Genomic DNA, 25,192 nt, shown 5'->3' on the forward strand with positions numbered 1-25,192 from the left:
TCGGTTGATTATTTTTCGTTACCTAGCGCGGCAAATTTTGATGAGCACAGTGGCGGTGAGCCTTGTGCTAACACTGATTATTGTCAGTGGGCGCTTTATCAAGTTTCTCTCTTACGTGGTGGCTGGTGAGCTGTCGCCGGAGTTTGTGTTTCAACTGGTGGCTTACCGTATCCCCGGCATGTTGGTGCTGATTCTGCCGCTGGGGTTGTTCTTGGGCGTGCTGCTGGCGCTTGGCCGCATGTACCTAGAAAGTGAAATGGTCGTGCTACGGGCCAGCGGTATGAGCTCCGGTAAGCTGGCGCGATTTGCGCTGGGGCCTGCGCTTCTCGTGAGTGCGGTGGTTGCGTTGCTATCACTCTACCTTTCGCCTTTGAGTTGGCAGCAGGTGGAGCAGATCTACGAGCAAGAGAGTAAGAAAAGCGAGCTAGATAACTTAACGCCGGGGCGTTTTCATAGTTTGCGTGGTGGCTCGCGCACCTCCTACACCAGTGCCTACGACGGCGATGAGAAGGAGCTGAGCTTTGTGTTTGTCTCTGAGCGTGATGAAAAAACAGGTCAATTGCGCGTTGTCGTTGCCGAGGCTGGCCGCCAAGTCATCACCAACCCTGAAACCCAAGAGCGTTTTGTGGTGCTAGAAAAAGGGTTTCGTTACGACGGCGAACCGGGGCGAGCCGACTACACCGAGATCGCGTTTCAGGAGTATGGCTTTTTGATGCCGCCAGCACAGGGGTATCAGCGCCCAGCTAAGATCGACGCGTTGACGCTCTCTGAACTCATGGCGATTGATGATTCTGAACATCGTGCTGAGCTGCACTGGCGTCTATCGATGCCGCTACTTGCCTTAATTATCACGCTGATTGCGGTGCCCATGAGTAAGACCAATCCGCGCCAAGGCCGCTACGCGAAGCTGATCCCCTCGATTCTGCTTTACATGACCTACCTCACCTTACTTACAGGTGCGAAAGGTGCGATTGATGATGGCAAAATGGGCGTTATCAGTTTGTGGCTGATCCACCTTGGTTTCTTCTTATTCGCGCTGAGTTTGCTGTTTGGTGACCGTTTCTGGGAACGGGTCGCGAACCTGGTGCCGCGTTTGCCACAGCGGAGTAAATCGTCATGATGCTTCGTTTGGAACGCTACATTGCGGCCCAGGTCTTGAGCGCAGTATTCGTCATTTTGCTGATCGTGCTGGGGCTTGATCTGATTTTTGAGTTTGTCGCTCAAGCGGCCGATATCAACGAGCGCTACACCATGAGTGATGTGCTCTACTACTTGGCCTATCGAGCGCCGGGGCGGCTTTACGAGTTTCTGCCACTAGCGAGCCTTGTGGGCTGTTTAGTGGGGCTAGGTATGCTGGCAAGTAATAGCGAACTCACGGTAATGCGAGCGGCGGGTATCTCTATCGGCCGTATCGTGATGGCGGTGATGAAGCCTGCCATCTTGCTGGCGTTGGTCGCTGTTTTAATGGGTGAGTACGTCGTACCCCATAGTGAACAGGTGGCGGAAAGCTCGCGGGCGCTGGCGAAGTCTAATGGACAAGCGCTGCGCTCTGAACACGGCGTTTGGCACCGCGAAGATAATCAATTTATCCATATCAACGCAGTTGAGCCGGGTGGCAAAATCCACGGTATCACGCGGTATACCTTCGATGAGCGCTTGCAGATGGTGAGCGCAAGCTTTGCCGCCACAGGAACCTATTCCGAGCAAGGGTGGATACTCAAAGAGGTACAGCAGACGGTGTTCTTAGGCGATCGCACTCAGGTAAGTAGCGCTTCGCAAGAGCTGTGGCATTCGGGGCTGACGCCTACACTGCTGTCGGTTATTGTTGTGAAACCTGTGGATCTTTCGATCAGTGGCTTGTGGTCATACACCGGCTATCTGGCTGAGCAGGGGCTAGATGCCAACCAATATCTATTGGCTTTTTGGACGAAGGTGTTACAACCGGTGGGGATTCTTGCGCTGGTACTGGTGGGTGTTTCGTTTGTCTTTGGACCGCTGCGTAGCGTGACGGTGGGGCAGCGGATCGTGGCAGGCGTTATTGTTGGTCTGGTATTTAAGTTTTCTCAAGACTTGCTAGGCCCTGCGAGTTTGGTTGTGGGCTTTACGCCGCTGGTAGCAACGATGATACCGATAGCCGTTTGTGCTGGCGTTGGTTTTATCTTGTTAAAACGCGCCGGTTAACGTGAGAATAGGCGAAAAAAAGAGCAGTTAAGACTGCTCTTTTTTTCGTTTTGGTATCACCACAACGCGTGAGCTTGAAAATCGGTCATGCCATGTCAGGCGTTCATCAGAGAAAAGCATCCACCAGTAACCGAAACCTGCGGCGGCGATCGATACGATTGCGGCCAACCAACGCTTAAGCGCTTGGCTCCACGTTAGGCTGTAGCCCTCTAACGACTGAACACGAAGGCGCCATGCCATCATGCCGATGGTTTGGCCTGACTTAGTCCAGAAGAAGCCATTAAATAGAAAGATGACAACGAAATAAGCGCTCTGCATCAGCGGGCCTTCGGCCGCTTCCCCACCGTTGAGCGCTACACCGATACCACCAACAAAAAAGAGTACGGCAATCACAACGAGTAAGTCGTACACAAGTGCGGCTAGGCGTTTAAAAAGGTTTGCTTCTGTGACACCGGTTTGATCAAAAACAACTCTACGAGGCATTATTTATCCTTACGTTAACCTTCAATTAGCAAGCGCTGCGGCTCTCTGTTTGATTCGAAAGCTTAAAGAGGGGGCGGAACCACGTCCCAATGATATTGCCGATAAACGCTGCTACTAGCCACAGCCAGCCATGCAAACTACCGGAAACAATACCGCCGAAGTAAGCGCCAATATTGCAGCCAAACGAGATCGTTGCACCATAACCCAACAGTAAGCCACCCAGCACAGCAGCGATCCAGTTTTGCCAAGGCATCCGCCACTGCAGTAAAAGCTTGCCCGCCAGCGCAGCAGCTAGCAGTGCTCCCAAAATGACACCAACATTCATGAGCGTGGCGGCATCGGTTGTCAGTGGTTCTAGTAGGGCGTCTTCACGGCCGGGTTGGAGCCAATACGTCCAAAAATCGAGCTCTAGATCCATGCCGAAAGTTTCTGCAAGCTTTGCGCCCCACAATGGGTAAGCAATGGCGACGGCCCACGGGCGGCCAATCATGGCGAGCGTGGCAAAGTTCAGCAACGCCAGTGCGACTGCGCCCCAAATAAAAGGCCATGGGCCGCTGAGCAGGCGCTTGGGTAGAGTGAGCGTACCATCGGCTTTATCGCGTTCAACGTAACCGTGGCGGCGTTTTTCGAACCAAACCGTGAGCGCGGCAATGGCGGCGAACACCACCAAGTTAGCGATGATGGCCATCGGTACACCAAGGCTTTGAATGGTGGATACAGGGGCGAGCTGCGGCAATGAAGTCCACCATTCGTAGTCTTTTGTGGCCCAAAGGCCTCCCGCTGCAAACCCCAGCATGCTTGGAATCGCTCTAAGTTGGCCACCACCAGCGTGATAGAGGTTGCCAGATGCACAGCCGTTACCTAATTGCATACCAATGCCGAAGATAAAGGCTCCGCAGATAATCGACCAGCCTAACGGGCGATTGAAGCCGTTGACCGTTGTGCCGAACAGCTCCCCAGCACCCAGTGCAGGAAAGAACAGACAAACCGCCACTGCAAGCATCAACATCTGCGCGCGCAAGCCTTTGCCTTTACCGTGCAGGATGAAGCTGCGCCACGCAGTCGTGAAACCAAAAGCTGCGTGGTAAAGCGTTAAGCCAAGAGCTGCGCCTAATGCAAGGAGAGCGGCCTCAAACCAAGACTCCTGATTGGCTAACCACAAAAATGCACCGCTGCAGAGCAATACAACAAAAAATAGAGTCTTACGTCCTGTGGTTTGCGCATCCATTGCCGGAGAGGTTGAAGAGGAGTTCATCGCGTACTCATTAGCCTAGTGTGTCAAAAAGCAGGCTAATATATCACCAGTTGGAGGCGATTATAAGAAAGGTGCTCAATAAGTAGCCGCCCCGAGCGGAGCGGCGAGTGTGCGCTTACTTAAACGGTTTTACGTAAACGTCTTTGTACTCTTCTGCTAGCGACTTTGCTTCAGCCATCTGGTTGGCTTCAAGCTTCATTAGCAAACGGCTCTCGATGGAAGCGGCAGTGCCGTTACCTAATGCTGCTGCGTTGTGCATCCACGCATAGGCGATGATATCGGAATCGTGGCTGCTATCTTGGCCGTAGCCATTGGAGTAAAGCGTACCGAGGTAGAACATCGCATCGGTATGACCTTGGCGTGCAGCAACACGGTACCAGTGCTCAGCTTCTTCAAAGCTTTGCTCAGTGCCTGTGCCAAAGTTATAGCTACGGCCTAAGTTATGCTGTGCAGAAACAAGGCCTTGATCTGCTGCGGCTTTGTATAGATCAAACGCTGCAGCGCCATCACGCGGTGTGCCGTAGCCAAATTCGTACATCTCACCCGCGCGGTTCTGTGCTGATGCATCGCCCGCTTCAACTTTAGGCATCAGAGCTTCAAGCTCAACTTTATAGGCTTTGTTTTTTAGCTTGCGAAGGCTGTTTACGCTGCCGATATGGCCTTGGCGTGCGCCCTGATTGTAGAGTGATTTAGCTTTCTCGATATCTTGGTTAACACCTAAGCCACCCTCGTAAAGTTGACCCAGTAGATTGGTGGCATCTGGGTTGCCTTCTTTAGCAAGCGGTGTCACTTCTTTTAGAACAGCCGCATAGTCTTGGCTTTCGAATGCTGCTTGAGCTGCAACAACACTCGCAGCTGACACAGGCATGGCCTGTAAACTTAATACCAGGCTAGCAGTAGCCAGAATCAATTTTTTGCTCATTTCAGGATATACCCCAACGGTTGGCGGGACAAAAGAGCGCCCATTATACAGGCGCTCAAAGAATATACGAAACCGGAGCCAATCAGATGAGTTATTTGATTAGCTTTATCTAATGTTGCGAAGTTTAACCAAACTGCCTGCGAACTTCAGCCCCTAAATTGCAGCAAACTTGATGTCGGTTAAACAATCGCCAGCCTGTAGGCTATTTAATCACCGCGCTTTGGGCTTAATAGCTCGACCATATAGCCATCTGGATCCTTTACGAATGCCAATATAGTCCCTGAGGTGCTGTTTTTCATCGGGCCTGCATCGCGCACAACATCGCCACCTTTAGCTTTTATAGCCTCGCACGCTTGGTACACATCATCTACTTCAATCGCGATATGGCCATACGCGTTGCCGAGTTCGTAGCTGTCTGTGTCCCAGTTATGTGTAAGTTCCAGTGCTGTATGGTTTGCTTCATCGCCGTAACCTAGAAACGCTAAAGTGAACTTTCCTTCTGGGTAATCTTTACGGCGTAGTAACTTCATACCCAGAATTTCAGTGTAAAAGTTGATCGATTTCTCCAGATCAACAACACGAAGCATAGTGTGTAGCAGGCGCATAAATACTCCAATGGTTTGCTGTGCACGGTTTCAAGGTCTTTCAGCCGGCTGTGACTATAAGGTGATAGAAAAGTTCGGTGCTTACAGTAAGCTTGCTGAATAGCAGATAGAATGCTTAAGTATAACGTATATGGCTTTTTACTCGGGCTGCTTTATTCGAAGGAAGTGCTTATGTTTCAAGATATGACAAAAAAAATGAATGACTCCCTAGAGCCCTTCAAAGACCTGATCAATATTCAGACGAAAATGCTAGAAGAACTCACCCGTCAACAGATGGAGTGTACGAAATCTTGCATCGAAGCGACCATCCAGCAAACAAAAGAGTTACAGAAATGTGAATCGCCGAATGATCTTATGACATTGCAGCAGGCGTACGCGAAAGAGCTGGAAGAAACGCTGAAAAGTGCCAGCTCGCGTAACATGCAGGCGCTAGAAGAGGCGCGCGCGGAGATCGAGCAGATCACGAAGGATGTCTTTAATCCGTTTGCGGATAACAATCGTTAAACGCAGATGAGCTTTTACAAAAGCAGCGTTGGCTGCTTTTTTTATCGCTAATTTTCTCCTACTCCCAGCAATTTGAACGGCATCATGACGAAACGTATTGGTATTATTTATGGCTCAACGACTGGTAATACACAGGCTGTCGCTGAGCAGTTGGCAGCTGCTTTTGGCGAGCAAGCGTGCTTGCACGACATAATGGAGCAGGGCTTTGAGGGTATTTCGGCATATGATGTTTGCCTGTTCGGTATACCCACATGGGATTTTGGCGAGCTGCAGGAAGATTGGGCGGATCTGTGGCCCGAGCTCAATGCACTGCATTTAAAAGGCAAACCCTGTGCGCTGTTCGGCTTGGGTGATCAAATTGGCTACGGAGAGTGGTTTTTGGATGCCATGGGCTTACTGTATGCTGAGCTTGTTAAAGGCGAAGCTCAGTTAGGGGGGCTTTGGCCGGTGGAAGGGTACCGGTTTGAAGCATCAAAAGCGCTAACAGCAGATGGTAGCCAGTTTGTTGGTCTCGCGCTTGACGAGGATAGCCAAAGTGCAGATACACCTGAACGGATCGAGCAATGGGTAGCACAGTTGCGGGGTGAGTTCAGTTTGTAATATGGTCATGTTATCATTAATTAGAATAATCTAATATTAAAACCCAAGACAAGGAAAGAACCATCATGAAGAAGCATCTTATGACTGCGATTGCAGCGGCCGCGATCACAATGAGTGCGACTGCAGGTGCTGTAGACGCAGATAAAGCAATTGAGTACCGCCAAGGCGTTTTCAATGCGATGAAATGGCATTTTGGTCCGATGGTGGGCATGATCAAAGGCAAGATCGATTACGATGCTGCGGACTTTGAGCGCCGTGCTAAATTGATCGCTGCGCTAGCGCAAATGCCACAGGAAGGTTTCGCAGAAGGGACTGATGCAGGCGATACCGATGCAAAAGAGGAAATTTGGGAGAACAAAGAAAAGTTCGACCAAGGCATGAAAATGATGGTAGAAAAATCTGCTGCACTTGCTGAAGTCGCAAAAAGCGGTGATATGGCGAAAATTAAGCCAGCTTTCGGTGCGCTCGGTAAAACATGTAAAGGCTGCCACGATAACTTCCGTGAAGAGTAATCACTCTTCTTAAAAAAAGCTCGGCATTGCCGAGCTTTTTTGTATCTACTGCTTCTTAAAGCAAGTTGACGACGGCCCATATAGTAGCAGCGGCTACGGCAGCAATGGCGATGGCTCGTAGTAGAGGGAGTGTGCTTGCTGTTGTGCCTAACGGGGCTATCTTCTTACCGGTTACCATAGCAGGGACAATCGGGTCTTTTTTCACAACCGCATGATAAACCACGGCTAAGACGTGCAGTGCGATAGCAGCCAAGATAAAGTCGAAGGTCTGCTTATGGATGCTAGAGAGCGTGGAGACCATATCGCTACTGACCAGATGGACCAGTGGCCCGTCCGTAAAAATATCGTCACTGGTGAATAAGCCAGTCACTCCTTGGGTGGCCACTAACAGCAGTAATGCGATCACCATCCAGCCGCCTAATGGGTTATGGCCCACAAAGTGAGGCTCTTTCCCTTTGCTAAAGGCGAGGGCGTAGCGCAGTGTTGCTTTAGGTGAACGAATAAACTCTTTGAAGCGCGCATAATGAGAGCCCACCAGACCCCAAAGTATGCGATAGGTGACTAATCCGAGTACGGTATAGCCGATATACATATGCCAGGTCATATCGCCGCCCTCTTCACCGGAGTACCACAGATAACCGATAGCAGCGACCAGTGCCCAGTGGAATAACCGGATAGAAAGGTCCCAGACCTGAATGCGGGTAGTGGGTTCGACTTGTTGCGTCATGTTTACACTCCATTGATCCCAAGGTGGGTCAGAATACCTGCGGCGTAGCCGAGCGCAATGGCCCAGCTCCACCTCAGGTGGCTATAAAACGTATAGGTACCCTGTGCTTGTCCCATCAGGGCGATGCCAGCTGCGGAACCGATCGATAACAATGATCCACCCACTCCGGCTGTCAGCGTGACGAGCAGCCAAGCGTTAGTGCTCATGGAAGGCTCCATCGTGAGGACCGCGAACATCACGGGGATATTATCAACCAAAGAGGAGAGGACCCCTACCAAGATATTGGCCCAAATAACACCGAGGTTGCCATAGAGTTGCTCAGACAATAGCGTGAGGTAACCCAGTGTTGAGAGGCCTCCAACGCACATGACGACGCCATAGAAAAACATCAACGTATCCCATGAAGAGCGCTCTACAACACGAAAGATATCAAAACGGCGTATCACATCGGTATGGTCACCCCGATAACTACCCTCCGTTGGCACTTCGCTGCCAGGGTGCTTCGTGGCCGGATGGCTCTCATGACGGCATAGGTAAAAGATGTAGATCTTCAACACCCCAAGCCCTGTCATCATGCCCAACACTGGCGGCAGGTGAAGATAACTATGTGAGCTTACCGCCAGTGCGATAGTCGCCGCGAAAAGCCCAATCGTAACAAGCCCACCGGGTTTCAATACCGAGTGCTCGCTGTTATCACATGAGCCGGGCGCTGCGGTTATGCCCCAAGACATGATGGCAGCGGGCACCAACCAGTTGATCAGAGAAGGCAGGAACAGGGCAAAGAAATCACCGAACTGTACTATCCCTTTCTGCCACACCATCAAGGTTGTGATATCCCCAAAAGGGCAAAATGCACCACCCGCATTGGCAGCGATGACAACATTGATACACCCCACCGTGACAAACTGGGTGTAGCCGTTGCCGACGGCCATTACCACCGCGCCCATCAGTAGGGCGGTAGACAAATTATCTGCGATGGGTGAAAGCGCGAAAGCCAATCCGCCGGTGATCCAATAGATTTTGCGTAATGAAAACTGCTTTTGTATTAACCAGTTACGCAGTGCAGCGAATACCTGTCGCTCCTCCATTGTGTTGATAAATGTCATCGCGGCCAGCAAGAAAAAGAACAGCTCGGCGTACTCTAAAATATTGTGACGTAACGCCTCTCCGGCGGTGTGGTGGTCACCTTGTGCCATGTAAGCAAGCCCGACGAGTAACCAGATGAGGCCCGCTGCCACAATAATTGGCTTGGACTTGCGTAGTTGGGTGATCTCTTCGCCCAGTACCAATGCATACCCGACGCAAAACACACCAACCGCCAGATAGCCATATAGGCTGGTGGTTAAGTCAACAGGGCTTGCTGGCGAGCCGCTGGTAAAACCGAATGCCCAGCTTGCAGTACCGAACAAAACAAGACAAAACAGACCGTTTTTTAACCAGAATAAGGTTTGTTGGGAAGCCAAATACATGCGCTAGTGATGCCTTTGGAGTGAGTTAACGACGATGGGGGCGGCTGCTCAATGTGAAAAGATCAACAACGCACTGAACGCCCGAAGTTATTAATTAGCATACGCTGATTTTTGCATCGCATCAAAACACTTAAGGGCGTTGATAGTGAGCGTTCAAACGCTTTTATCGCCTTCAAATAAGGGTGCCTTAAAGAGCGCTTTTCGGTTAAAATGTGTGCCCTTTTTAATTTGCGAACAGTTGAGCGTCAGCGATGGAAGTCAATCCAATCATTAACGATCTTAAAGATATCGGTGAACGAACCGAAGCTTTGTACGGCTATCTGGATTACCCAGCTAAGAAAGAGCGCCTCGAAGAGGTTGAGCGTGAGCTGGAAGACCCAAATGTTTGGAATGATCCTGATTACGCGCAAAAGCTCGGCAAAGAGCGCTCTGCACTAGAGACCGTGGTTAAAACGCTGGAGGAGCTCAAGGCCGGCGCTGTGGATGTTCGTGATCTGCTAGATATGGCAGTAGAAGAGGACGACGAAGAGACGGTAGAGGATGTCATCTCTGAAGTCAGTACTCTGATGACTAAGCTACAAGGCTTGGAGTTCCGCCGTATGTTTGCCGGAGAGGCAGACGAGAACAACGCGTTCTTGGATATTCAGTCTGGTTCGGGCGGTACTGAAGCTCAAGACTGGGCCAATATGGTACTGCGTATGTACCTGCGTTGGGGTGAAGAGAAAGGCTTTAAAACAGAACTCATTGAAGTGTCTGATGGTGATGTTGCAGGTATTAAGTCCGCGACGATCCGTTTTGAGGGTGAGTACGCCTTTGGTTGGCTGCGTACAGAAACCGGCGTACACCGTTTGGTGCGTAAATCGCCATTCGACTCTGGTGGCCGTCGTCACACCTCGTTCTGCTCGGTATTTGTATCGCCAGAGATTGATGACAACGTCGAGATCGACATCAACCCTGCGGATCTGCGTATTGATGTTTACCGTGCCTCAGGTGCCGGTGGTCAGCACGTTAACCGGACTGAATCTGCGGTACGTATCACCCACGAACCATCAGGTATCGTGGTGCAGTCACAAAGCCAGCGCTCGCAGCACCAAAACAAAGATACCTGTATGAAGCAGCTACGGGCAAAACTTTACGAGATTGAGATGCTTAAGCGCAGTGAAGCGGCGCAAGAGCTTGAAGATTCAAAAGCTGATATCGGCTGGGGCAGCCAAATTCGCTCTTACGTGCTGGATGATCAGCGCATTAAAGATTTGCGTACCAATGTGCAGACCTCCAACTGTGACAAAGTCCTTGATGGCGATCTTGATCTCTTCATCGAGGCTAGCCTAAAAGCCGGTCTGTAGTTACGTAACTAATCACTATGCTGGGCGCTTGCGAGTGCTCAGCAAGAAATAAACCCAAGCAAAAGGTTTTTAATAACATGTCTGATAACACTCAGCAGCAAGATGAGAATCGCCTGATCGCTGAACGCCGCGAAAAGCTCAATGCGTTGCGCGAGCAGGGAAATGCGTTCCCCAACAACTTCCGTCGCGATAGCTATGCACAAGACCTGCAGGCTAAATATGGCGATAAATCGAAGGAAGAGCTCGCTGAGGCAGGCATCAAGGTAAGCATTGCTGGCCGCGTTATGCTGAACCGTGGTGCGTTTGGTGTTATCCAAGATATGACCGGGCGTATCCAGTTTTACGTTAACAAAGAAGCGCGTGCGTTTGCTAAGAGCTTGGATCTGGGCGATATCATCGGTATCACTGGGGAGCTACACAAATCTGGCAAAGGTGACCTCTACGTTGATCTTGGCGAGTATCAGCTTCTCACGAAGAACCTGCGTCCCTTGCCTGATAAGCATAAAGGTCTGCAAGACACCGAGATGCGCTATCGTCAGCGTTACGTTGACCTAATTACCAATGACGAATCGCGTCGCGTATTTGAGATCCGCTCAAAAGTGGTGTCTGGGATCCGTAAGTTCTTGGAAGAGCGCCGCTTTATTGAAGCTGAAACCCCCATGCTACAGGTGATTCCAGGTGGTGCATCGGCGCGTCCGTTTATTACGCATCACAATGCACTAGATCGTGATATGTACCTGCGTATCGCGCCAGAGCTGTACTTGAAGCGTTTGGTTGTGGGTGGTGTTGAGCGCGTCTTTGAGATCAACCGTAACTTCCGTAACGAAGGTTTGTCGACGCGCCACAACCCTGAGTTTACGATGCTTGAGTTCTACCAGGCCTACGCTGACTTCAATGATCTGATGGATCTAACGGAAGAGATGCTACGCAAGTTGGCGAATGACGTGCTAGGTACCACGACCCTGACATATCAGGGTGAAGAGTATGACCTAGGGGCGCCGTTCACGCGCATCAGCGTGTTTGACTCTATCTTGCATTACAACCCAGAGCTGAGCGCTGCTGATATCGATAACATCGAATCAGCACGAGCGGTTGCTGATAAACTGGGCATCCCGCTAAAAGATAGCTACGGCTTGGGTAAAGTGCAGATCGAGATCTTCGAGAAAACCGTGGAAGACCGACTGGATCAGCCGACGTTTATCACTGAATACCCAGCCGAAGTGTCGCCATTGGCGCGCCGCAACGATAACAACCCATTTATCACAGACCGCTTTGAGTTCTTTATCGGTGGTCGTGAAGTGGCAAACGGCTTCTCGGAGCTCAATGACTCGGAAGATCAGGCAGAGCGCTTCCGTGCTCAAGTTGCTGAGAAAGATGCTGGCGATGACGAAGCCATGCACTACGATGATGATTACATCAATGCGTTGGAATATGGCTTGCCGCCAACAGCGGGCGAGGGTATCGGTATTGACCGTCTAGTGATGTTCTTCGCCGACTGTGATTCGATCCGTGATGTTATCTTGTTCCCAGCGATGCGTCCGCGCCAGTAATAGGATTCGTTAGAAAAAATGATAAAATAGCCAATACAGAACACTTATTTAGTATCAATATTTCATGGATGATTTACGATATGAAAAAAGCAATTGTCTTATTGGCTATTTCTTTGGTTTTTTTGTCGGGCTGTAACAGTTTACCGTCTCGCTTAGGCATCAAGGATTTTCATAACAATTACCAAGCTGGTGATATCGCACGAAAGCATATTGTTATAGGCGAAAAAAAAATCCCCCTCGGTGATGGCGACTGGGCCGTCCTCGCTACTGGTAGTCATATAGGTGAAATTAGCTTTATTGGCGGGCAGGTCGGCATCGCTCCAGTAGAGTCAAACATGGCCATTATTCTGCTCGCTAAAATCGAAGGGAATACGGCTAAACATCTGGCATATATCGAGGCCAGAACATCCCCCATCAGCTTTGGAAGCTGGATAGAGTTGCCCGGTTTCTGCAGCTCAGGTTACGAGGCGTACGCTGTTCTGCATGAGAGCACGGAGCAGAATAAGCGCTGTAGCTATATCAGCTCTATCTCCATCAACCCTCAGTCTGAAAACTATGAAAAAGTGATAGATGATGGACTAACTCTTCTGAAAAAGTTCACAGAGGTCGCGATCCCAGAAACCTATATCAGCGATAACCATTTTGTCACCAATCATAACGATTTTATTTTTGTGCATTATGCTACTGAAGCCGATTTTAGCGAGCAGAACCCTGGTTGGAACGAGTCTGCAATCACGACAGACCAGAAGGGCTATTTAGATAAACAATTCGTTACCTCTAAATCTCGCTCTGAGCAACTAAAGGAAGCCTTAGAACGTTTGGAAGATCCGGCACACAATGTAGAGAAAAAAGGTTTTCTCAAGAAGCTAACTCCAAACAAAAATAAAACCAGTATTGCTTCTATCTACTGATGAAAAGGCCGTTCAGGATAGGCTTAACAGAGAGTTAGATTAGAACCATTCAGGCTAGCACAACTGCTAGAGTCCATTTCGGGTATCTGGCAGGCGCGCCTGACGTAGTTCTCCACCTGTTCGGTTCCATCACTTGTTTGGCTGAGAACTCGAGTGTTCAGACCTACTGGAAGTTATCTCCTCTGAAGCGCCCTGTGATGACCAGACACTCGCCAATAAAGTACGAGCTAGGCACTCGGTTCGCCTCCCGCGTTTTCTGGTGGGTTTCGATACTAGCAAGTGTGATTTCATCTGGCTCGCCGGAACGCAGACCATCAGCTTTAGGGCTTTCGCTCCGCTGGCTGTTCAGGCCACCAGACAAGTCAAAAGCAGGGAATAGGTCATTTTCGTACAAAAACCCGCTAATGCGGGGTCTTTTTGGCGGTTTGTTACGGCCAGCTACCAGTTACGACAGCTGCTTATGATAGCCCACAGGCATAGAAGACAGCGGAACCGAGAGGGTCCTGTTTCGCTTTTAAGAGAGCTTCTTCTGAACGTGATAAAAGCGCCTCTGGAGTGCTGCCATCAGATGGGTACTGGGCAATACCAATATTACAGGTGATCGATGCATACTGGCCTGTTGAAAGCAGGTAGGGCTCGCTGATGCGGTGTCTAACATCATCAATGATGCGTGTCAGCGGCTCCTGCTGAGAGATCCCCGTGAGCAGCAATACGAACTTGTCGCCGCCAATTCGGGCCACTGTATCGACATCGCGTACACAGCTCGTTAAGCGCGGTGCGACATCTTTAAGAATCTCATCCCCGGCATCGTGGCCGTAGATATCGTTGACCAAGCGGAAGTTACTCAGCCCTATGCAGACGATGGCGATGGTCGACTCTTTGCGTTTAGCGAAGCTTAAAGCCAGTTTACAGCGGTCTAAGAAGAGGTTGCGGTTGGGTAGGTCTGTGAGGATGTCGAACTGTGCCAGGTGGTGCATTTGGCGCTCGGACTCTTTGCGTGCATTGATATCCTCAAGATGGCCAGCCATACGCATTGGCTTATCTTCATCGCTCCACTCCACTACCTTACCGCGGCTGATCACCCATGAAGGGCTGCCATCGCTGCGTAGAATACGATACTCGACGACTAAGTAGTCCTTTTGCTTTTTGAGGACTGCTTCGAGTTGGCGCTGAACATCGCTAGCATCATCCGGGTGGATCAGCTCAAACCATTGGCTGCGTGTCGTGTGTTGGCACTGCTCTCTAGATAGGCCGCAGATATCGGCCCAACGTTGATCACAGCTGAGGTTGTCTTGCATCAGGTCCCACTGCCATGTGCCGACATTGGTGCCCTGTATAATTTCGGCAAGGCGCTGTTGTTCGTTGCTGAGCAGTTGTGCGTTCTTTTTATGGGTGGCGCGGCTCCAACTGAGAATAGCCACTGCGACCATCAGCATCGCAACGGCAATCGAGAGGAGAATTACGATCTGCTGCGAGTAGCTTTTGATCTGTCCTGCTTGTTCATCCACAACGCCTTCCAAACGATCTTGATAGTGCCAAAGACTGTCTTGCATGTCCCGAGTCACGGAGATATCCGTCACGATCGAGAGCAATAGTGTGCGGTCGCTAAAGGTGTAGGGCGATGAGTTGACCTCAACCGTGCGGATGCCATTCTCTTTGGTTCGGTGACGAAAGATGAAGTAATCGCGGTTCTGTTGAGCTGCAAGATTCATCTCGTCCGTGACCTGCTGGCTCGAAAGCGCGTTAATATCTTGGATACGCATCTGCAGCATTTCGGTGAGCGAGTAGCCATAAAAGCGCTGTGCCGCGCTGTTGGCATTGATGATGCGGCCCGAGTCTGGGTCGATCAGCATCATCACGGCGCTCTGCTGCTGGAAAACTTCCCAGAAAAACGGCTCGTTTTTGGCTGCGATGGCAGCTTGGCTGCTCCAAAAGACCAATACAGCAAGTAGAAGTCGAATCATCATTGGCAAATTAAGTGGCACTACCTAGTCATGTGGCAAAAGTTGGCACTGTGGCTCTTTAAAAAGCACAGCGCGGAAGAGGCCGCGCTGCTACTTAATATATACAGTAGTCCAAAATTGTCTCACCCACTAACTATTTACAGGTCTTTAGGCTGGTTTGTGGGCTCTTCTAGTTGAGCTTCGTCAGGTCTGTCGTTGATATCTGAAACCAGCTTATCGGGTATCTGTTCAGCGTCGTTTAGGATCTCGACCATCTCAGAAGCCACATCAGGTAGGTTTTCAACAACCGCCGCTGCAATGTTAACCGCTTGTTCGGGCTGGTTCTCAGCAAAGTGAGTCACCAGCTCTGTGGCGGACTCATGGTACGCTTCTACCTCCGCAGGGCGGATCTCTTCAGGCTCTTCGATCACTGGCGCTGGGAACTCCTCGGCGATTTCAGCCACCATCTCGGCTAGCTTATCTGGTTGGTTTTCGGCTAACCAAGCGACTAGTTCTGTTGACTGCTCAGGGGCATTGCTCGCAAGTGCCTCCGCAATCTCTAAGCTCAGTTCAGGCGCAGCTTTGATTATTGAGCTAAACAGCCGAGCAACATCGATATCATCAACCTGAGCAAGTGCTGCTGTTAAGCTTGCGGCCTTTTCAGGCGATGTTTGAGCGATCTCTTTAGCCATATTTACCGCGGCGGCTGGGCTACTTTCGGCGATCGTAATGGCTACCTGCGCCTCTAGTGAAATAGGTAGATCTAAGATCTCATATTGTGTTCGCGGGTCAAGCTCATAAAGCGCCGTGGCAACGGATGGTTGCTGGATAACGAAGCTCTCTTGCTCCTCCACCGGTAGCGCCGCGCGAGCTTTCATGCGGTAAACAACAAAGATCAGCAGTAATCCTTGGGCAACCGCGAGGAAGCTAAACAGTGCATCGTCACCTAGCTTTTGCATTGTGTAAGAGGAGGCGAGAGGACCGAAGATACTACCCAGCGCGTAGATCATGAGTAGGCCGCCCATCGCCGATGCCATCTCGGAGCGCTGAATGCGGTCAAATGTCTCAGCAATGCTCATTGGGTAAAGGCACGTAAAGATACCGGTTGAGATGCCCGTGGTGACGAGCATTAGATAAAAGAGGCTGTTGTGTGCGCCGAATGGAGTTGCCAATGTGGTAGCGATACTAATCACCAGTAGGTAAAAAAGAACGCTACGTCGATCGAAGCGGTCTGACAGCACACCTACAGGGAACTGCAAAATAAAGGCGCCGAATACTGCCGCTGCAACATACAAAGAGAGATCAAAGCCAACGATATCGTAGTGTTTTGCAAACACCGGCAACATGTTAATGATCGCACCATAAAGTAGGCCACTGAAAAAGCAGGCGATCACGCCTAGCGGCGATGCTTTGATCAAATCACGGTATGACATACCCGTCATTTCGTGGATGGTCGGTCCAACACGCTTACTTAGAATCAATGGCAACAGCGCAAAACAGAGTAAAATGCCAGCGATGACAAAGAGCTTAGTGCCTTCTGGCGGTGCAATATTCAGCAGAAACTGGCCGCAAAAGAGCGCTGCCATCACGACAATTTGGCTAGTCGCAAGAATACGGCCACGGGTTTGCTCGCTTGCCGCGTCGCTTAACCAGCCATCAATAACAGCAAATGCACAGGCGATACTAAAGCCCATCACCATACGCATAACGCCCCATAGCCACTCATTTACATATAAACTACACAATAGAATGGCCATAGCCGACATAGCAGCGCTAGCGGCAAAAATACGTATATGACCGACGCGGTCGATGAGTCTACGGCAATAGTAACCGCCCAGTAGCATGCCAACGGCATACATGGACAAGACTAAACCGATGGTGTCGGTACTGATGTTTTCTATCCCCATTCGCACGGGCAATAAGATGCCGATAAGGCCAAAGCCCAGCATTAAAATAAAGCAGCTCGCGAAAAGCGAAACGAGGGGAAAAAGGGTGACGATCACTGCATTTTTTTCCAATTATTCGGGGTTGATAATATTTTTGCGGACGTTACGGCTCGGCAAAGTTTAAGTCAATATTATTGAGTGTTTTTTCGCCACTTTTTAGCGAGAATTCATTGGTGTAAAAAAGGGCTAAATGGACATGAGTATGCATCGCTTTTGGCTAATAAAGCGGGACTTTCCTGGGAAGCGTTGGGTTAGTATTTTGCTGCGGACTGCACACCTTATCGGTATCGCAGGGCTGGCAGGTCTGTATCTGTTTGATTTACCTGTACAAACATACCAAGGCTACCTGTTGCTAGCGGTGCTGAGCGGCGCGCTGATGGTTGTCAAAGAGATATACTGCAACCCGGTATGGCTAATGCAATTGCGCGGACAGGCCATCATTATCAAACTCGCGCTACTTTCGTTGGGATGGTGGCTGGCCTCTTCGCCAGAGGCGGGGATCTATCTCACTGTCATTATTATCTCGGGAATCGTTGCCCATGCACCGGGTAAGGTGCGTTACTATTCGTTGTGGCATCGGCGTGTGGTCACACGTGACCAATTTGCGCCTTCTGGAACGGTAAAAGACTGTGGAGAACCTTAACGATATGGCTTTAGACAATGCCCCCTCGTGGCAGCCTCACCTAGTTGGTGAATTTGATGCGCCTTACATGTTGGCTTTAAAAGCGTTTTTACAGGATGAAAAAAGCCAGCGCCAAACGATCTATCCCCACTCCAGTGAATGGTTTCATGCATTCGAGTGTACCCCGCTCGAACAAGTTAAGGTCGTGATCATTGGGCAAGACCCCTATCATCAACCGGGACAGGCACATGGCTTATGTTTTTCTGTTCGTCCTGGTGTGAAAGTGCCGCCGTCTCTAGTGAATATCTACAAAGAGCTTAAGACCGACTTGAATGTTGAGCCAGTCGCGCATGGTTTTCTCGATAGCTGGGCAAATCAGGGCGTATTGCTACTTAACAGCGTACTTACGGTGCGCGATTCAAACGCCGCATCACATCAAGGTAAGGGCTGGGAGCAGTTTACGGACAAAGTGATTGAGGTGGTGAACCGCGAGTGTGATCATGTGGTGTTTCTACTATGGGGAGCTTATGCGCAAAAGAAGGGAGCGGTGATCGATACCACCCGCCATTGCGTGCTTAAAGCGCCGCATCCATCACCGTTGGCTGCACACCGAGGCTTTTTCGGCTGTCGCCATTTCAGCCAAGCTAATCAATATTTGATGGATCAAGGGCGCGAGCCGATCAACTGGCAACTACCCGCAGACGCCGGTTAGCGAACTGATCATCAGGCTCTGTTGTCTTTGTTAATGTAATAACAATAACAACGGATCTAGGTGGCGGTTATGCGTATTGTAGCAATTTGGTTTCTTAGCTTTTTTGTCGCTCATTCGGCGCTTGCCGATTACTCAATCGAACCGCTCGGCGATGGTTTATATCGGTTTGTTGATGACCGCCATCGCGCCGTGTTTTTGGTGACCGATGAAGGGATCGTACTTGTTGATACGCTGAATAGCCGTGCCGCAGCTTGGCTGAAAGCAGAACTTGGTAAACGCTTTGATGTGCCGGTTCGCTATGTCATCTACAGCCATAATCACAGCGATCATATCTATGGTGCCGAAGCGTTTGATGCGCCGGGTGTCATCTTTATTGCCCACAGGTTAGCGGCGCAAGATATTCAGATCACCAAAACCAAAACTGTTGCGCCTGATATTAGCTTTTCTGACCAGCTCGCTTTAGATGTGGGTGGTCAACGCATCCTGTTGCGTTACCACGGCCCAAATGATGGCCGTGGCTCGGTTAGTGTTGAGTTTAAGCGCCAGCGAACGCTCTTTGTGGTGGATTGGATTGTGCTGAATCGGATGCCGTGGCGTAAGCTGTGGAGTTACGATATTCAAGGTATGATCAACTCGACGCGCGATGTACTTGCACTAGATTTTGACACCTTTGTTGGCGGGCATGCTGATATCGGCACGAAGGCAGAGGTTGTGCGCTATCTGGGCTACCTCGAAGCTTTATATGAATTGGTAGTGAGTGGTATTCAAGCCGGAAAAACACTACCCGAAATTCAGCAGCAAGCGCAGCTCGCGCCGTATGCGGGATTACCACACTATGATGCATGGCTTGCGGATAACATCGAGGGCGTTTACGAGCGTCTCATGGAGGAATCAGGTATGGGTTGGCGGCCTGATCTATAACAACGAGTGGTGCGCAAGCAGCTTCCACCCAAATGGCGTCAAGGAGGACAGCGTATGAAACATCAGCAATATTGCCAACAGACACGTTGGTCTTCAGTAGGCAACTTGCAAGCGTATCTAGATGCGCTGCCATCATCTGCGTTAGCGCTTGCAGATGCACTAGAGAATACGCTTATTCACCACGGGGCTGCTCGCCATCTTGGCTTTGGTGTACCCGAGTATGCTGAGGGCGATCGTGATGTGCGTTACTTGCAAGGGTTACTCGCGCTTATTGTTGAGCGTGATGCGCGCCCTCTAACTGATCATCGTGATCTTCCTGATTACGCCTATGTAACCTGCCGCGACTTTGCCCTGTTTGCCGTTGCAAAACTGCGCTCTGAAGGCATTCCTGCGCGACTGAGAGTGGGGTTTGTTAGCTACTTAAAGCGTGACTTTTGGGAGGATCATTGGCTGTGCGAATACTACCAAGATGGCCAATGGCATCTTTTTGATGCGCAGTTGGGCGCCCGTGCAAGGGATGGTTTTCGTATCAGATTTGATATCACGAAATTACCAAAAGGTCTCTTTATGAGTGCCGCGCGCATGTGGTGCGCTTTGCGCAGCGGCGATGTGATCAGTGATCGCGTGGGTGTTGCAGCGGCTGGAATATCGGGTGAGTGGTTCGCGGCTTCTAACCTTTTTAAAGACTTAGCTGCACAAGCGATGATTGAGTTGTTGCCTTGGGATTATTGGGGGTTAAGTGTTCAAGCTGCTGAGGAGAGCCGTGTATCGTCAGAAGATGCTCAAGTGTTTGATCAACTGGCTTTAGCGATGCAGCCCGGTCTTGATCTAAACGGGGCGGTTAAACTTTTAGACTCCAATCCATATTGGAGTCTAGAAGAGGGCATTGTTAGTATGAAGCGATCAGGTAAGCAGAGCTATCGATGGTGACATAGAAGCCGATAGGGCGCTTCTAATCGTCGAGTTGCTCGATGAGATGCTCATTAAAGAGGCGCATGTTATCCACATAGTGAGCTGCATTTTCGATCAAGCCTTGGCGCTGCGCCTCGTTGAGTTCGCGCTTCACTTTGGCAGGCGAGCCCACGACCAGTGAATAGTCGGGGATTTCCATCCCTTCTGGGACCAATGCGTTAGCACCGATTAAACAGCCTTTACCTATCTTCGCGCCATTGAGCACCACCGCACCGATACCGATAAGGGAACCATCGCCGATGCTGCAACCGTGCAACATCGCTTGATGCCCAACCGTAACATGCTTGCCAAGTGTTAGCGCAAAGCCCGGATCAGTGTGTAGCACCGCGCCGTCTTGGATATTACTGCCTTCACCGATAACGATAGGGTCATTGTCGCCGCGGATCACTGCGTTAAACCAGACGCTACTATTGTTGTGTAGCGTCACATTGCCGATAACAGTGGCATTTGGGGCGATGAAGTGCTCATCGCCTAAACAGGTAACCTTTCTACCTTTGAGTTGATATAGCATCAAAAGCCCCTTTAGTTTGACTAACGCTTCTTCTCAAATAGCTCAGGATCGAGCGTATATGGCAGCTCGGCGTGCGATAACGGCGTATTTTGCTCTGCAAGCTTAAGGCTGCTCTCTTCTGCTGACTTGTTCATGATAGCGAGCATGTGTATCTGGCCATTATCAGCGGATGCAGTGTACAGAACTTGGCCAACCCGCTCTTTATCTGTGCTATCGAGATAGTCACCTGCCTGTGGCAGCGTTTCACATTCACCAACGAGGTGGTACATGCATTTATTGAGCTTACCGCGATGCTGCAAACGCGTCACAATCTCTTGGCCGGTGTAGCAGCCCTTTGTGAAACTCACGCCCTTGAATGCCTGTAGGTTCGCCATTTGCGGGATAAACGTCTCTTGCGTTGCTGGACGAAGATCAGGAATGCCAGCTTCAATTTCGCTCAGCAACCATTCGCGTGTTGACCCCATCGGCGCGATGCGCTCCAACTGAGCAATAACTTCAGGCGCTTTATCCACTGGCATCCACAGTTCATAGCGCTCTTGAGGGACGCGGATGATATGAACATCGCCACTGCGGACCAAACGGTCTGTTTCGCTCGGTGCGGTTTCAGTGAGTTTTTCGACTAAAGCGGTTGCCCCAGGGCCGATCAGGCCAAGGCCGACCATCTCTTGGCTAACATTCTTTGCTTCTGCTTTTGAGAATACGATGTATTTTTGTAAGCTCTGTAGTGCGCCCGCCGCCGTGCCACGGTGCAGACGAAGCAGAAAGCCACCATCCGTTTTCATCAGGCGGTATAGCGCTATCATGCTGCCCTTGATCGCGCAGTGCGCGCCTAGGCGGCTACCCATTTGGCTAACATCCTGGAGATCACACGTGAGTTGGCCTTGCAGAAACTTCTCTGCATCTTCGCCAACCACGCTGATCACTTCGTGGTGAACCAATGGAACAATACGTGTGGAGTGAGTGCTTTGCTCACCTTTACAGATAACTTCATTACCATCTTCTGCCAAGGTCATCTGATAATTATTAAGTAATGTGTGCCATGGACTCATGATGACTTTCCTTTGTAGGGGAGCGCTAAGTGCGCACCGAACCAATCTTCTTACCTAGCTCCACAGGGCTCTTTGCTGCAAGCTCGTCGAGCCACTGTGTCGCGTCTTTGCCAAACAGGAGGACAACGGTTGAGCCAAGTTTAAATCGGCCCATCTCTGCACCTTTTTCTAGCGTAACCGGCAACTGTTCAGCATTACCATATTGGGTGCGCAGAGGTTGTTTTAAAGGTGGTGCCACTTGGCCTTCCCAAACGGTTTCAATACCGGCCACAATCATGGCCCCCACCAATACCATTGCCATCGGCCCCGCTTCCGTATCGAAAATCGCGACATGGCGTTCATTGCGTGCGAATAACTGGTCGACATTCTCAGCGGTTGTTTGGTTCACAGAGAATAGATCGCCCGGTACGTAGATCGTTTCGCGCAGTGTGCCACGCAGCGGCATATGGACACGATGATAATCCCGTGGTGATAGATAGATGGTGGCGAAACTACCGTTTTTAAAGTCTTCTGCTAATTTTTCACAGCCTCCTAGCAACGTTGAAAGGCCATAGCCGCGGCCTTTGGCTTGGAAAATCCGGCCATGCTCAATTGGGCCTAGTTGGCTAATAGCGCCGTCCGCAGGAGAGACGATGGTGTCCTCATCTTGGTCAATGGAACGAGCGTCAGGTTTTAACTCGCGTGTAAAAAAAGCGTTAAAATTCTCATAGGCTGTGGGCTCTTCGACCAGCGCCTCCTGCATATTGATGGCATATTTCTTGGCGAACTGGCGAATAAAAAAGTTCTTAACCCACGGGGTTTTACACTCTGCTAAGCGGCCAACAAGGCGAGAGAGTAGATGTTGAGGCACAAGGTGTTGAAAGAGAATAAACAGCGTTTGCTTCACTGAAAGCTCCAAAAAAAGCGTTGAATCGTATTATTTTTCGACAGGGGTGTCTGGGGCGTTGCCCCATTCAAACCAAGAGGCGTCGTAACAGCGGATATCGCGGATTCCCGCATGGCGAGCCGCGATGTAAGTTAAGCCAGAGCGGCGGTGTGTTTGGCAGTGGGTCACCACGGTTTTGTCCATATCGATCCCAGCGGCCGTTATTTGTTGGCGCAAGCTTGCGGGGTCAGCCAGTGTGGCTGGTGTCAAACCGCTGAGCGTGTCGGTCCATTCGAGCCAGTGCGCCCCCGGAATGTGGCCGCCTTTCGCTGCATTGATCACTTTTTCGCCGGTGTACTCGCTTCGTGAGCGGGCATCCCAAATCGACAGTGAACCGTTATTTAAGTTTTGCAGTATAAAACTTTTGTCTGCAACAAGCGGTTGATCTGCGTTAACAGTGAGGGCCGATGGTGTCGGCTGGTGGTCCTGTTGGCTTATCGATAGTCCAGCTTCTATCCATGCAGCTAGGTGGCCGTTTAGGAAGGAGGCGTTTTCTAATCCGCAGCAATGCATACTCCAGATAAAACGTCCCGCCCATGGCCCGTATTGGTCGTCATAAACAACTACGTGCGAATCTTGCGTGATGCCACACTCTGAGAAGAGAGCAGCCAACTGCTCATTACTGGGTAGCGTGTTAGCAATCGGTGTTGAGCCACTGAGTAACCGTGTGGGATCAATGTTGATCGCACCGGGGATGTGGCCTTGTTGGTAATGCTCTGTAGATGACAGATCAACAACAATAAGGTTAGCGTCGGTTAAGACAGGCGCAAGTTGCGCAGGATCGATAACCAAAGGTAATAGCATAGTGAGTCCACTAAATTTTGCTGGATATCGATCATAGCGATTTGTGGTGACGGACTCAATCGTTGCTACTGACTCATCCGTTTTAAAGCGAGTGTTGCAGCCGAACAAAGATATTTAAAGCGCTCTTGGTGAAAACTACTCAGCTGAAGTGTCTCTCCTGCGTCGGCATAAACCACTGCAACGACGCCACTGGTGCGAAAAACAGACATCAGCAAGCAGCCAGATTCTGGTATTTGGTCAGCAAAAGCATCCGGGATCATCGGCTTATATTTGGTAAAGTTCTCGGCTTGAATCCAGATCAACCCCGGCTTTTCAGTCAGCTTCTTAAATACGCTTGGAATATTGAGGTCGATCTCATACGAGGCCAATGGATGTGTTTTTTCAAGCCCAAAGGCTTGCGCGGCTTTGAGCGAGTGTTGCTTTGTATTGGCGATATTTAGCACGACGCGCGGTAGGCCTAATCCTTGAATCAGACCCTGCATGAGGCCTTGCAGAATATGGGTGGGTTTCGTGTAGAGATGATACCCCTTCACAAAACGCTCTGCCGTTTGATTAAAGATTTCGGCGTTTGCCAGCTCATCGGGAAGGTGTGTTTGTACCTCGGTGGGTGCTGGAGGTGGCACAGCTTTTTTCTTCGGTGCAGGTTTCACAGGCTGTGGATATTTACCCGATATCTGCTTGAGCTCCCGCTCACTGAGCTGGAAGTTACGCGGGAAATCAGAGGGGATAAATAGCATGTCCGCAGCGGGCGACAGTGTACCCGGCACATGGTAGTGACGTGATGCGGCTGCACAGCCTTGATGTAACAAGGCCATCGTTTGATCAAGCTCTAAACCCAGATAATCAGCAATAATATCGGGCGTATTGATATGCCGTGAGCTGCGCCAGTTGTGACTGACGATCTGGGCAAGCCAGTTCCCCAGTTTAATTGGGAAGTAACGCTCTTGTACCAGATGATTCATTTCACGTAGCTGTTCGTCATCAAGGCGAGGATCGCCGAGTGCGCGCTGGTGCAAGCGTGCGAGCATCGCTCTGGATGGCGACGTTTCCGGGTCTTGCGCTTCGATTGTTAGCTCTGATAGCCCCCAAACCTGCGACAGCGCCATGGATATATGCTGAATAGTGCAGCCCAGTACATCGTGCTCTGCTAAGCTTTGATCGATCTGCTCTTCGCGTACTTTGATCTGGATTTTGTTCATGTGCAGCGGCGCATGGAGCCATAAAGACCAATGGGCCACACCATAAAAGAGCGCAGCTAAAAAGCTCTCTTCGACAAAGGGAAGCTTCTTGCGCTGTAACCAAGAACGCACCTGAAACGCGGCGTGGTAGCTGTTGGCTAATGAGCGTAAGTACTGCTTTTGCTGGACGCTAGCTGGATTGATTTTAACCGGCTGTAGCTTACGGCTGATGGCCAGCAGCGGATCCATGCCGAGCGATGAAACCGCATGATCAATACTAGAGACGCGGCTGCCTTTTGCAGCATGGGCTTTTTCCGCTTCTCGCACGACATGGAATGACAGAATCGGATCATGTTTGACGACATGAGTGAGGTCGCTGATGGTTGATGAGTCGCTCAGCAACAGTGAGCGTAGCCGCTTTAAGCTACTGGCACGCACGGGAAACGGTTTGTGTTGCAGGTATTCAGCCCATGCATCACTGCCGTAAAGGATAGAAGTTTTGTCGTCCTGTTGTTCGGGTGCGTCGGAATCAGCCATTCGTTAC

At 50.4% G+C, this 25,192-nt stretch carries 25 protein-coding genes; 12 read left to right on the forward strand and 13 right to left on the reverse strand.

Features of this window, described 5'->3' with window-relative positions:
- Positions 1-4: 4 nt before the first annotated feature.
- Both lptF and lptG read left to right on the forward strand, forming a co-directional pair.
- On the forward strand, positions 5-1,120 hold the full coding sequence (gene lptF / locus E4L36_RS15740) for an LPS export ABC transporter permease LptF (protein ID WP_136681391.1): 1,116 nt from the start codon (positions 5-7) through the stop codon (positions 1,118-1,120).
- Positions 1,117-2,181 (forward strand): LPS export ABC transporter permease LptG, encoded by a 1,065-nt coding sequence (lptG, locus tag E4L36_RS15745; protein ID WP_346763631.1) that lies wholly within the window; start codon positions 1,117-1,119, stop codon positions 2,179-2,181. The genes lptF and lptG overlap by 4 nt, the downstream gene beginning before the upstream one ends.
- Before the next feature lie 27 nt (positions 2,182-2,208).
- Here the strand turns inward: lptG and E4L36_RS15750 are convergent, their stop codons facing one another.
- The 4 genes from E4L36_RS15750 to gloA all read right to left on the reverse strand — a co-directional run bounded on the left by E4L36_RS15750 (position 2,209) and on the right by gloA (position 5,446).
- Positions 2,209-2,664, reverse strand: coding sequence for an RDD family protein (locus tag E4L36_RS15750; protein WP_127694880.1), 456 nt, complete (start codon positions 2,662-2,664; stop codon positions 2,209-2,211).
- A 25-nt stretch (positions 2,665-2,689) separates the two neighbouring features.
- Positions 2,690-3,919 (reverse strand): YeeE/YedE family protein, encoded by a 1,230-nt coding sequence (locus E4L36_RS15755; RefSeq protein ID WP_136681392.1) that lies wholly within the window; start codon positions 3,917-3,919, stop codon positions 2,690-2,692.
- 115 nt (positions 3,920-4,034) lie between these two features.
- Positions 4,035-4,841, reverse strand: a complete 807-nt coding sequence (locus tag E4L36_RS15760) for a tetratricopeptide repeat protein (RefSeq protein WP_136681393.1) — start codon at positions 4,839-4,841, stop codon at positions 4,035-4,037.
- Positions 4,842-5,047: 206 nt separating this feature from the next.
- Positions 5,048-5,446: a lactoylglutathione lyase gene (gene gloA, locus E4L36_RS15765; RefSeq protein ID WP_136681394.1), complete on the reverse strand. Its 399-nt coding sequence runs from the start codon at positions 5,444-5,446 to the stop codon at positions 5,048-5,050.
- 171 nt (positions 5,447-5,617) lie between these two features.
- On the opposite strand from gloA, the gene E4L36_RS15770 reads away from it, so the two are divergent.
- The 3 genes from E4L36_RS15770 (at position 5,618) to E4L36_RS15780 (ending at position 7,062) form a co-directional block, all read left to right on the forward strand.
- Positions 5,618-5,950 carry a phasin family protein gene (locus E4L36_RS15770; protein WP_127694884.1) on the forward strand — a complete coding sequence of 111 codons (333 nt, stop codon included), beginning with the start codon at positions 5,618-5,620 and terminating at the stop codon, positions 5,948-5,950.
- 84 nt (positions 5,951-6,034) lie between these two features.
- Positions 6,035-6,550 (forward strand): flavodoxin, encoded by a 516-nt coding sequence (locus E4L36_RS15775; RefSeq protein ID WP_136681395.1) that lies wholly within the window; start codon positions 6,035-6,037, stop codon positions 6,548-6,550.
- Between the two features lie 65 nt (positions 6,551-6,615).
- Positions 6,616-7,062 (forward strand): cytochrome c, encoded by a 447-nt coding sequence (locus E4L36_RS15780; protein WP_127694886.1) that lies wholly within the window; start codon positions 6,616-6,618, stop codon positions 7,060-7,062.
- Positions 7,063-7,117: 55 nt separating this feature from the next.
- On the opposite strand, the gene E4L36_RS15785 is transcribed toward E4L36_RS15780, so the two are convergent.
- Entirely contained in the window at positions 7,118-7,789 is a 672-nt protein-coding gene (locus E4L36_RS15785; RefSeq protein WP_136681396.1) for a cytochrome b/b6 domain-containing protein, read from the reverse strand.
- Positions 7,790-7,791: 2 nt separating this feature from the next.
- Positions 7,792-9,258, reverse strand: a complete 1,467-nt coding sequence (nhaD, locus tag E4L36_RS15790; protein ID WP_136681397.1) for a sodium:proton antiporter NhaD — start codon at positions 9,256-9,258, stop codon at positions 7,792-7,794.
- 251 nt (positions 9,259-9,509) lie between these two features.
- Between nhaD and prfB the strand changes: the two genes are divergently transcribed.
- From prfB to E4L36_RS15805, 3 genes are all read left to right on the forward strand, one after another.
- Positions 9,510-10,604 (forward strand): peptide chain release factor 2, encoded by a 1,095-nt coding sequence (gene prfB, locus E4L36_RS15795; protein ID WP_136681398.1) that lies wholly within the window; start codon positions 9,510-9,512, stop codon positions 10,602-10,604.
- Positions 10,605-10,681: 77 nt separating this feature from the next.
- Positions 10,682-12,154 carry a lysine--tRNA ligase gene (gene lysS, locus E4L36_RS15800; protein WP_136681399.1) on the forward strand — a complete coding sequence of 491 codons (1,473 nt, stop codon included), beginning with the start codon at positions 10,682-10,684 and terminating at the stop codon, positions 12,152-12,154.
- 80 nt (positions 12,155-12,234) lie between these two features.
- A complete protein-coding gene (locus E4L36_RS15805; RefSeq protein WP_136681400.1) occupies positions 12,235-13,065 on the forward strand; it encodes a hypothetical protein in 831 nt (276 codons plus the stop codon).
- Between the two features lie 458 nt (positions 13,066-13,523).
- Here E4L36_RS15805 and E4L36_RS15810 read toward each other — a convergent pair whose 3' ends face one another.
- Together E4L36_RS15810 and E4L36_RS15815 are read right to left on the reverse strand one after the other, a co-directional pair.
- Entirely contained in the window at positions 13,524-15,032 is a 1,509-nt protein-coding gene (locus E4L36_RS15810) for a sensor domain-containing diguanylate cyclase (protein WP_136681401.1), read from the reverse strand.
- Between the two features lie 134 nt (positions 15,033-15,166).
- Positions 15,167-17,011, reverse strand: a complete 1,845-nt coding sequence (locus E4L36_RS15815) for an MFS transporter (protein ID WP_136681402.1) — start codon at positions 17,009-17,011, stop codon at positions 15,167-15,169.
- Between the two features lie 145 nt (positions 17,012-17,156).
- Between E4L36_RS15815 and E4L36_RS15820 the strand changes: the two genes are divergently transcribed.
- The 4 genes from E4L36_RS15820 to E4L36_RS15835 all read left to right on the forward strand — a co-directional run bounded on the left by E4L36_RS15820 (position 17,157) and on the right by E4L36_RS15835 (position 20,139).
- The gene (locus E4L36_RS15820; RefSeq protein ID WP_136681403.1) at positions 17,157-17,597 is read left to right on the forward strand and encodes a hypothetical protein; all 441 of its coding nucleotides are present in this window, start codon (positions 17,157-17,159) and stop codon (positions 17,595-17,597) included.
- Positions 17,598-17,601: 4 nt separating this feature from the next.
- Positions 17,602-18,288, forward strand: coding sequence for a uracil-DNA glycosylase (ung, locus tag E4L36_RS15825; RefSeq protein WP_136681404.1), 687 nt, complete (start codon positions 17,602-17,604; stop codon positions 18,286-18,288).
- A 69-nt stretch (positions 18,289-18,357) separates the two neighbouring features.
- Positions 18,358-19,209: an MBL fold metallo-hydrolase gene (locus E4L36_RS15830; protein WP_136681405.1), complete on the forward strand. Its 852-nt coding sequence runs from the start codon at positions 18,358-18,360 to the stop codon at positions 19,207-19,209.
- A gap of 54 nt (positions 19,210-19,263) precedes the next feature.
- Complete coding sequence (locus E4L36_RS15835) at positions 19,264-20,139, forward strand: transglutaminase domain-containing protein (RefSeq protein ID WP_136681406.1); 876 nt, start codon at positions 19,264-19,266, stop codon at positions 20,137-20,139.
- A 22-nt stretch (positions 20,140-20,161) separates the two neighbouring features.
- On the opposite strand, the gene E4L36_RS15840 is transcribed toward E4L36_RS15835, so the two are convergent.
- The 5 genes from E4L36_RS15840 to E4L36_RS15860 all read right to left on the reverse strand — a co-directional run bounded on the left by E4L36_RS15840 (position 20,162) and on the right by E4L36_RS15860 (position 25,185).
- Positions 20,162-20,692 (reverse strand): gamma carbonic anhydrase family protein, encoded by a 531-nt coding sequence (locus tag E4L36_RS15840; RefSeq protein ID WP_136681407.1) that lies wholly within the window; start codon positions 20,690-20,692, stop codon positions 20,162-20,164.
- A gap of 20 nt (positions 20,693-20,712) precedes the next feature.
- Entirely contained in the window at positions 20,713-21,741 is a 1,029-nt protein-coding gene (locus E4L36_RS15845) for a folate-binding protein YgfZ (protein WP_136681408.1), read from the reverse strand.
- 25 nt (positions 21,742-21,766) lie between these two features.
- A complete protein-coding gene (asd, locus tag E4L36_RS15850; protein WP_136681409.1) occupies positions 21,767-22,627 on the reverse strand; it encodes an archaetidylserine decarboxylase in 861 nt (286 codons plus the stop codon).
- A 30-nt stretch (positions 22,628-22,657) separates the two neighbouring features.
- Positions 22,658-23,470 carry a sulfurtransferase gene (locus E4L36_RS15855; RefSeq protein WP_136681410.1) on the reverse strand — a complete coding sequence of 271 codons (813 nt, stop codon included), beginning with the start codon at positions 23,468-23,470 and terminating at the stop codon, positions 22,658-22,660.
- Between the two features lie 65 nt (positions 23,471-23,535).
- Entirely contained in the window at positions 23,536-25,185 is a 1,650-nt protein-coding gene (locus E4L36_RS15860) for an HDOD domain-containing protein (RefSeq protein WP_136681411.1), read from the reverse strand.
- Positions 25,186-25,192 lie beyond the last annotated feature (7 nt).

The sequence above is a fragment of the Neptunomonas sp. XY-337 genome (genome assembly GCF_004959845.1).
GTDB lineage: Bacteria > Pseudomonadota > Gammaproteobacteria > Pseudomonadales > Balneatricaceae > Neptunomonas > Neptunomonas marina.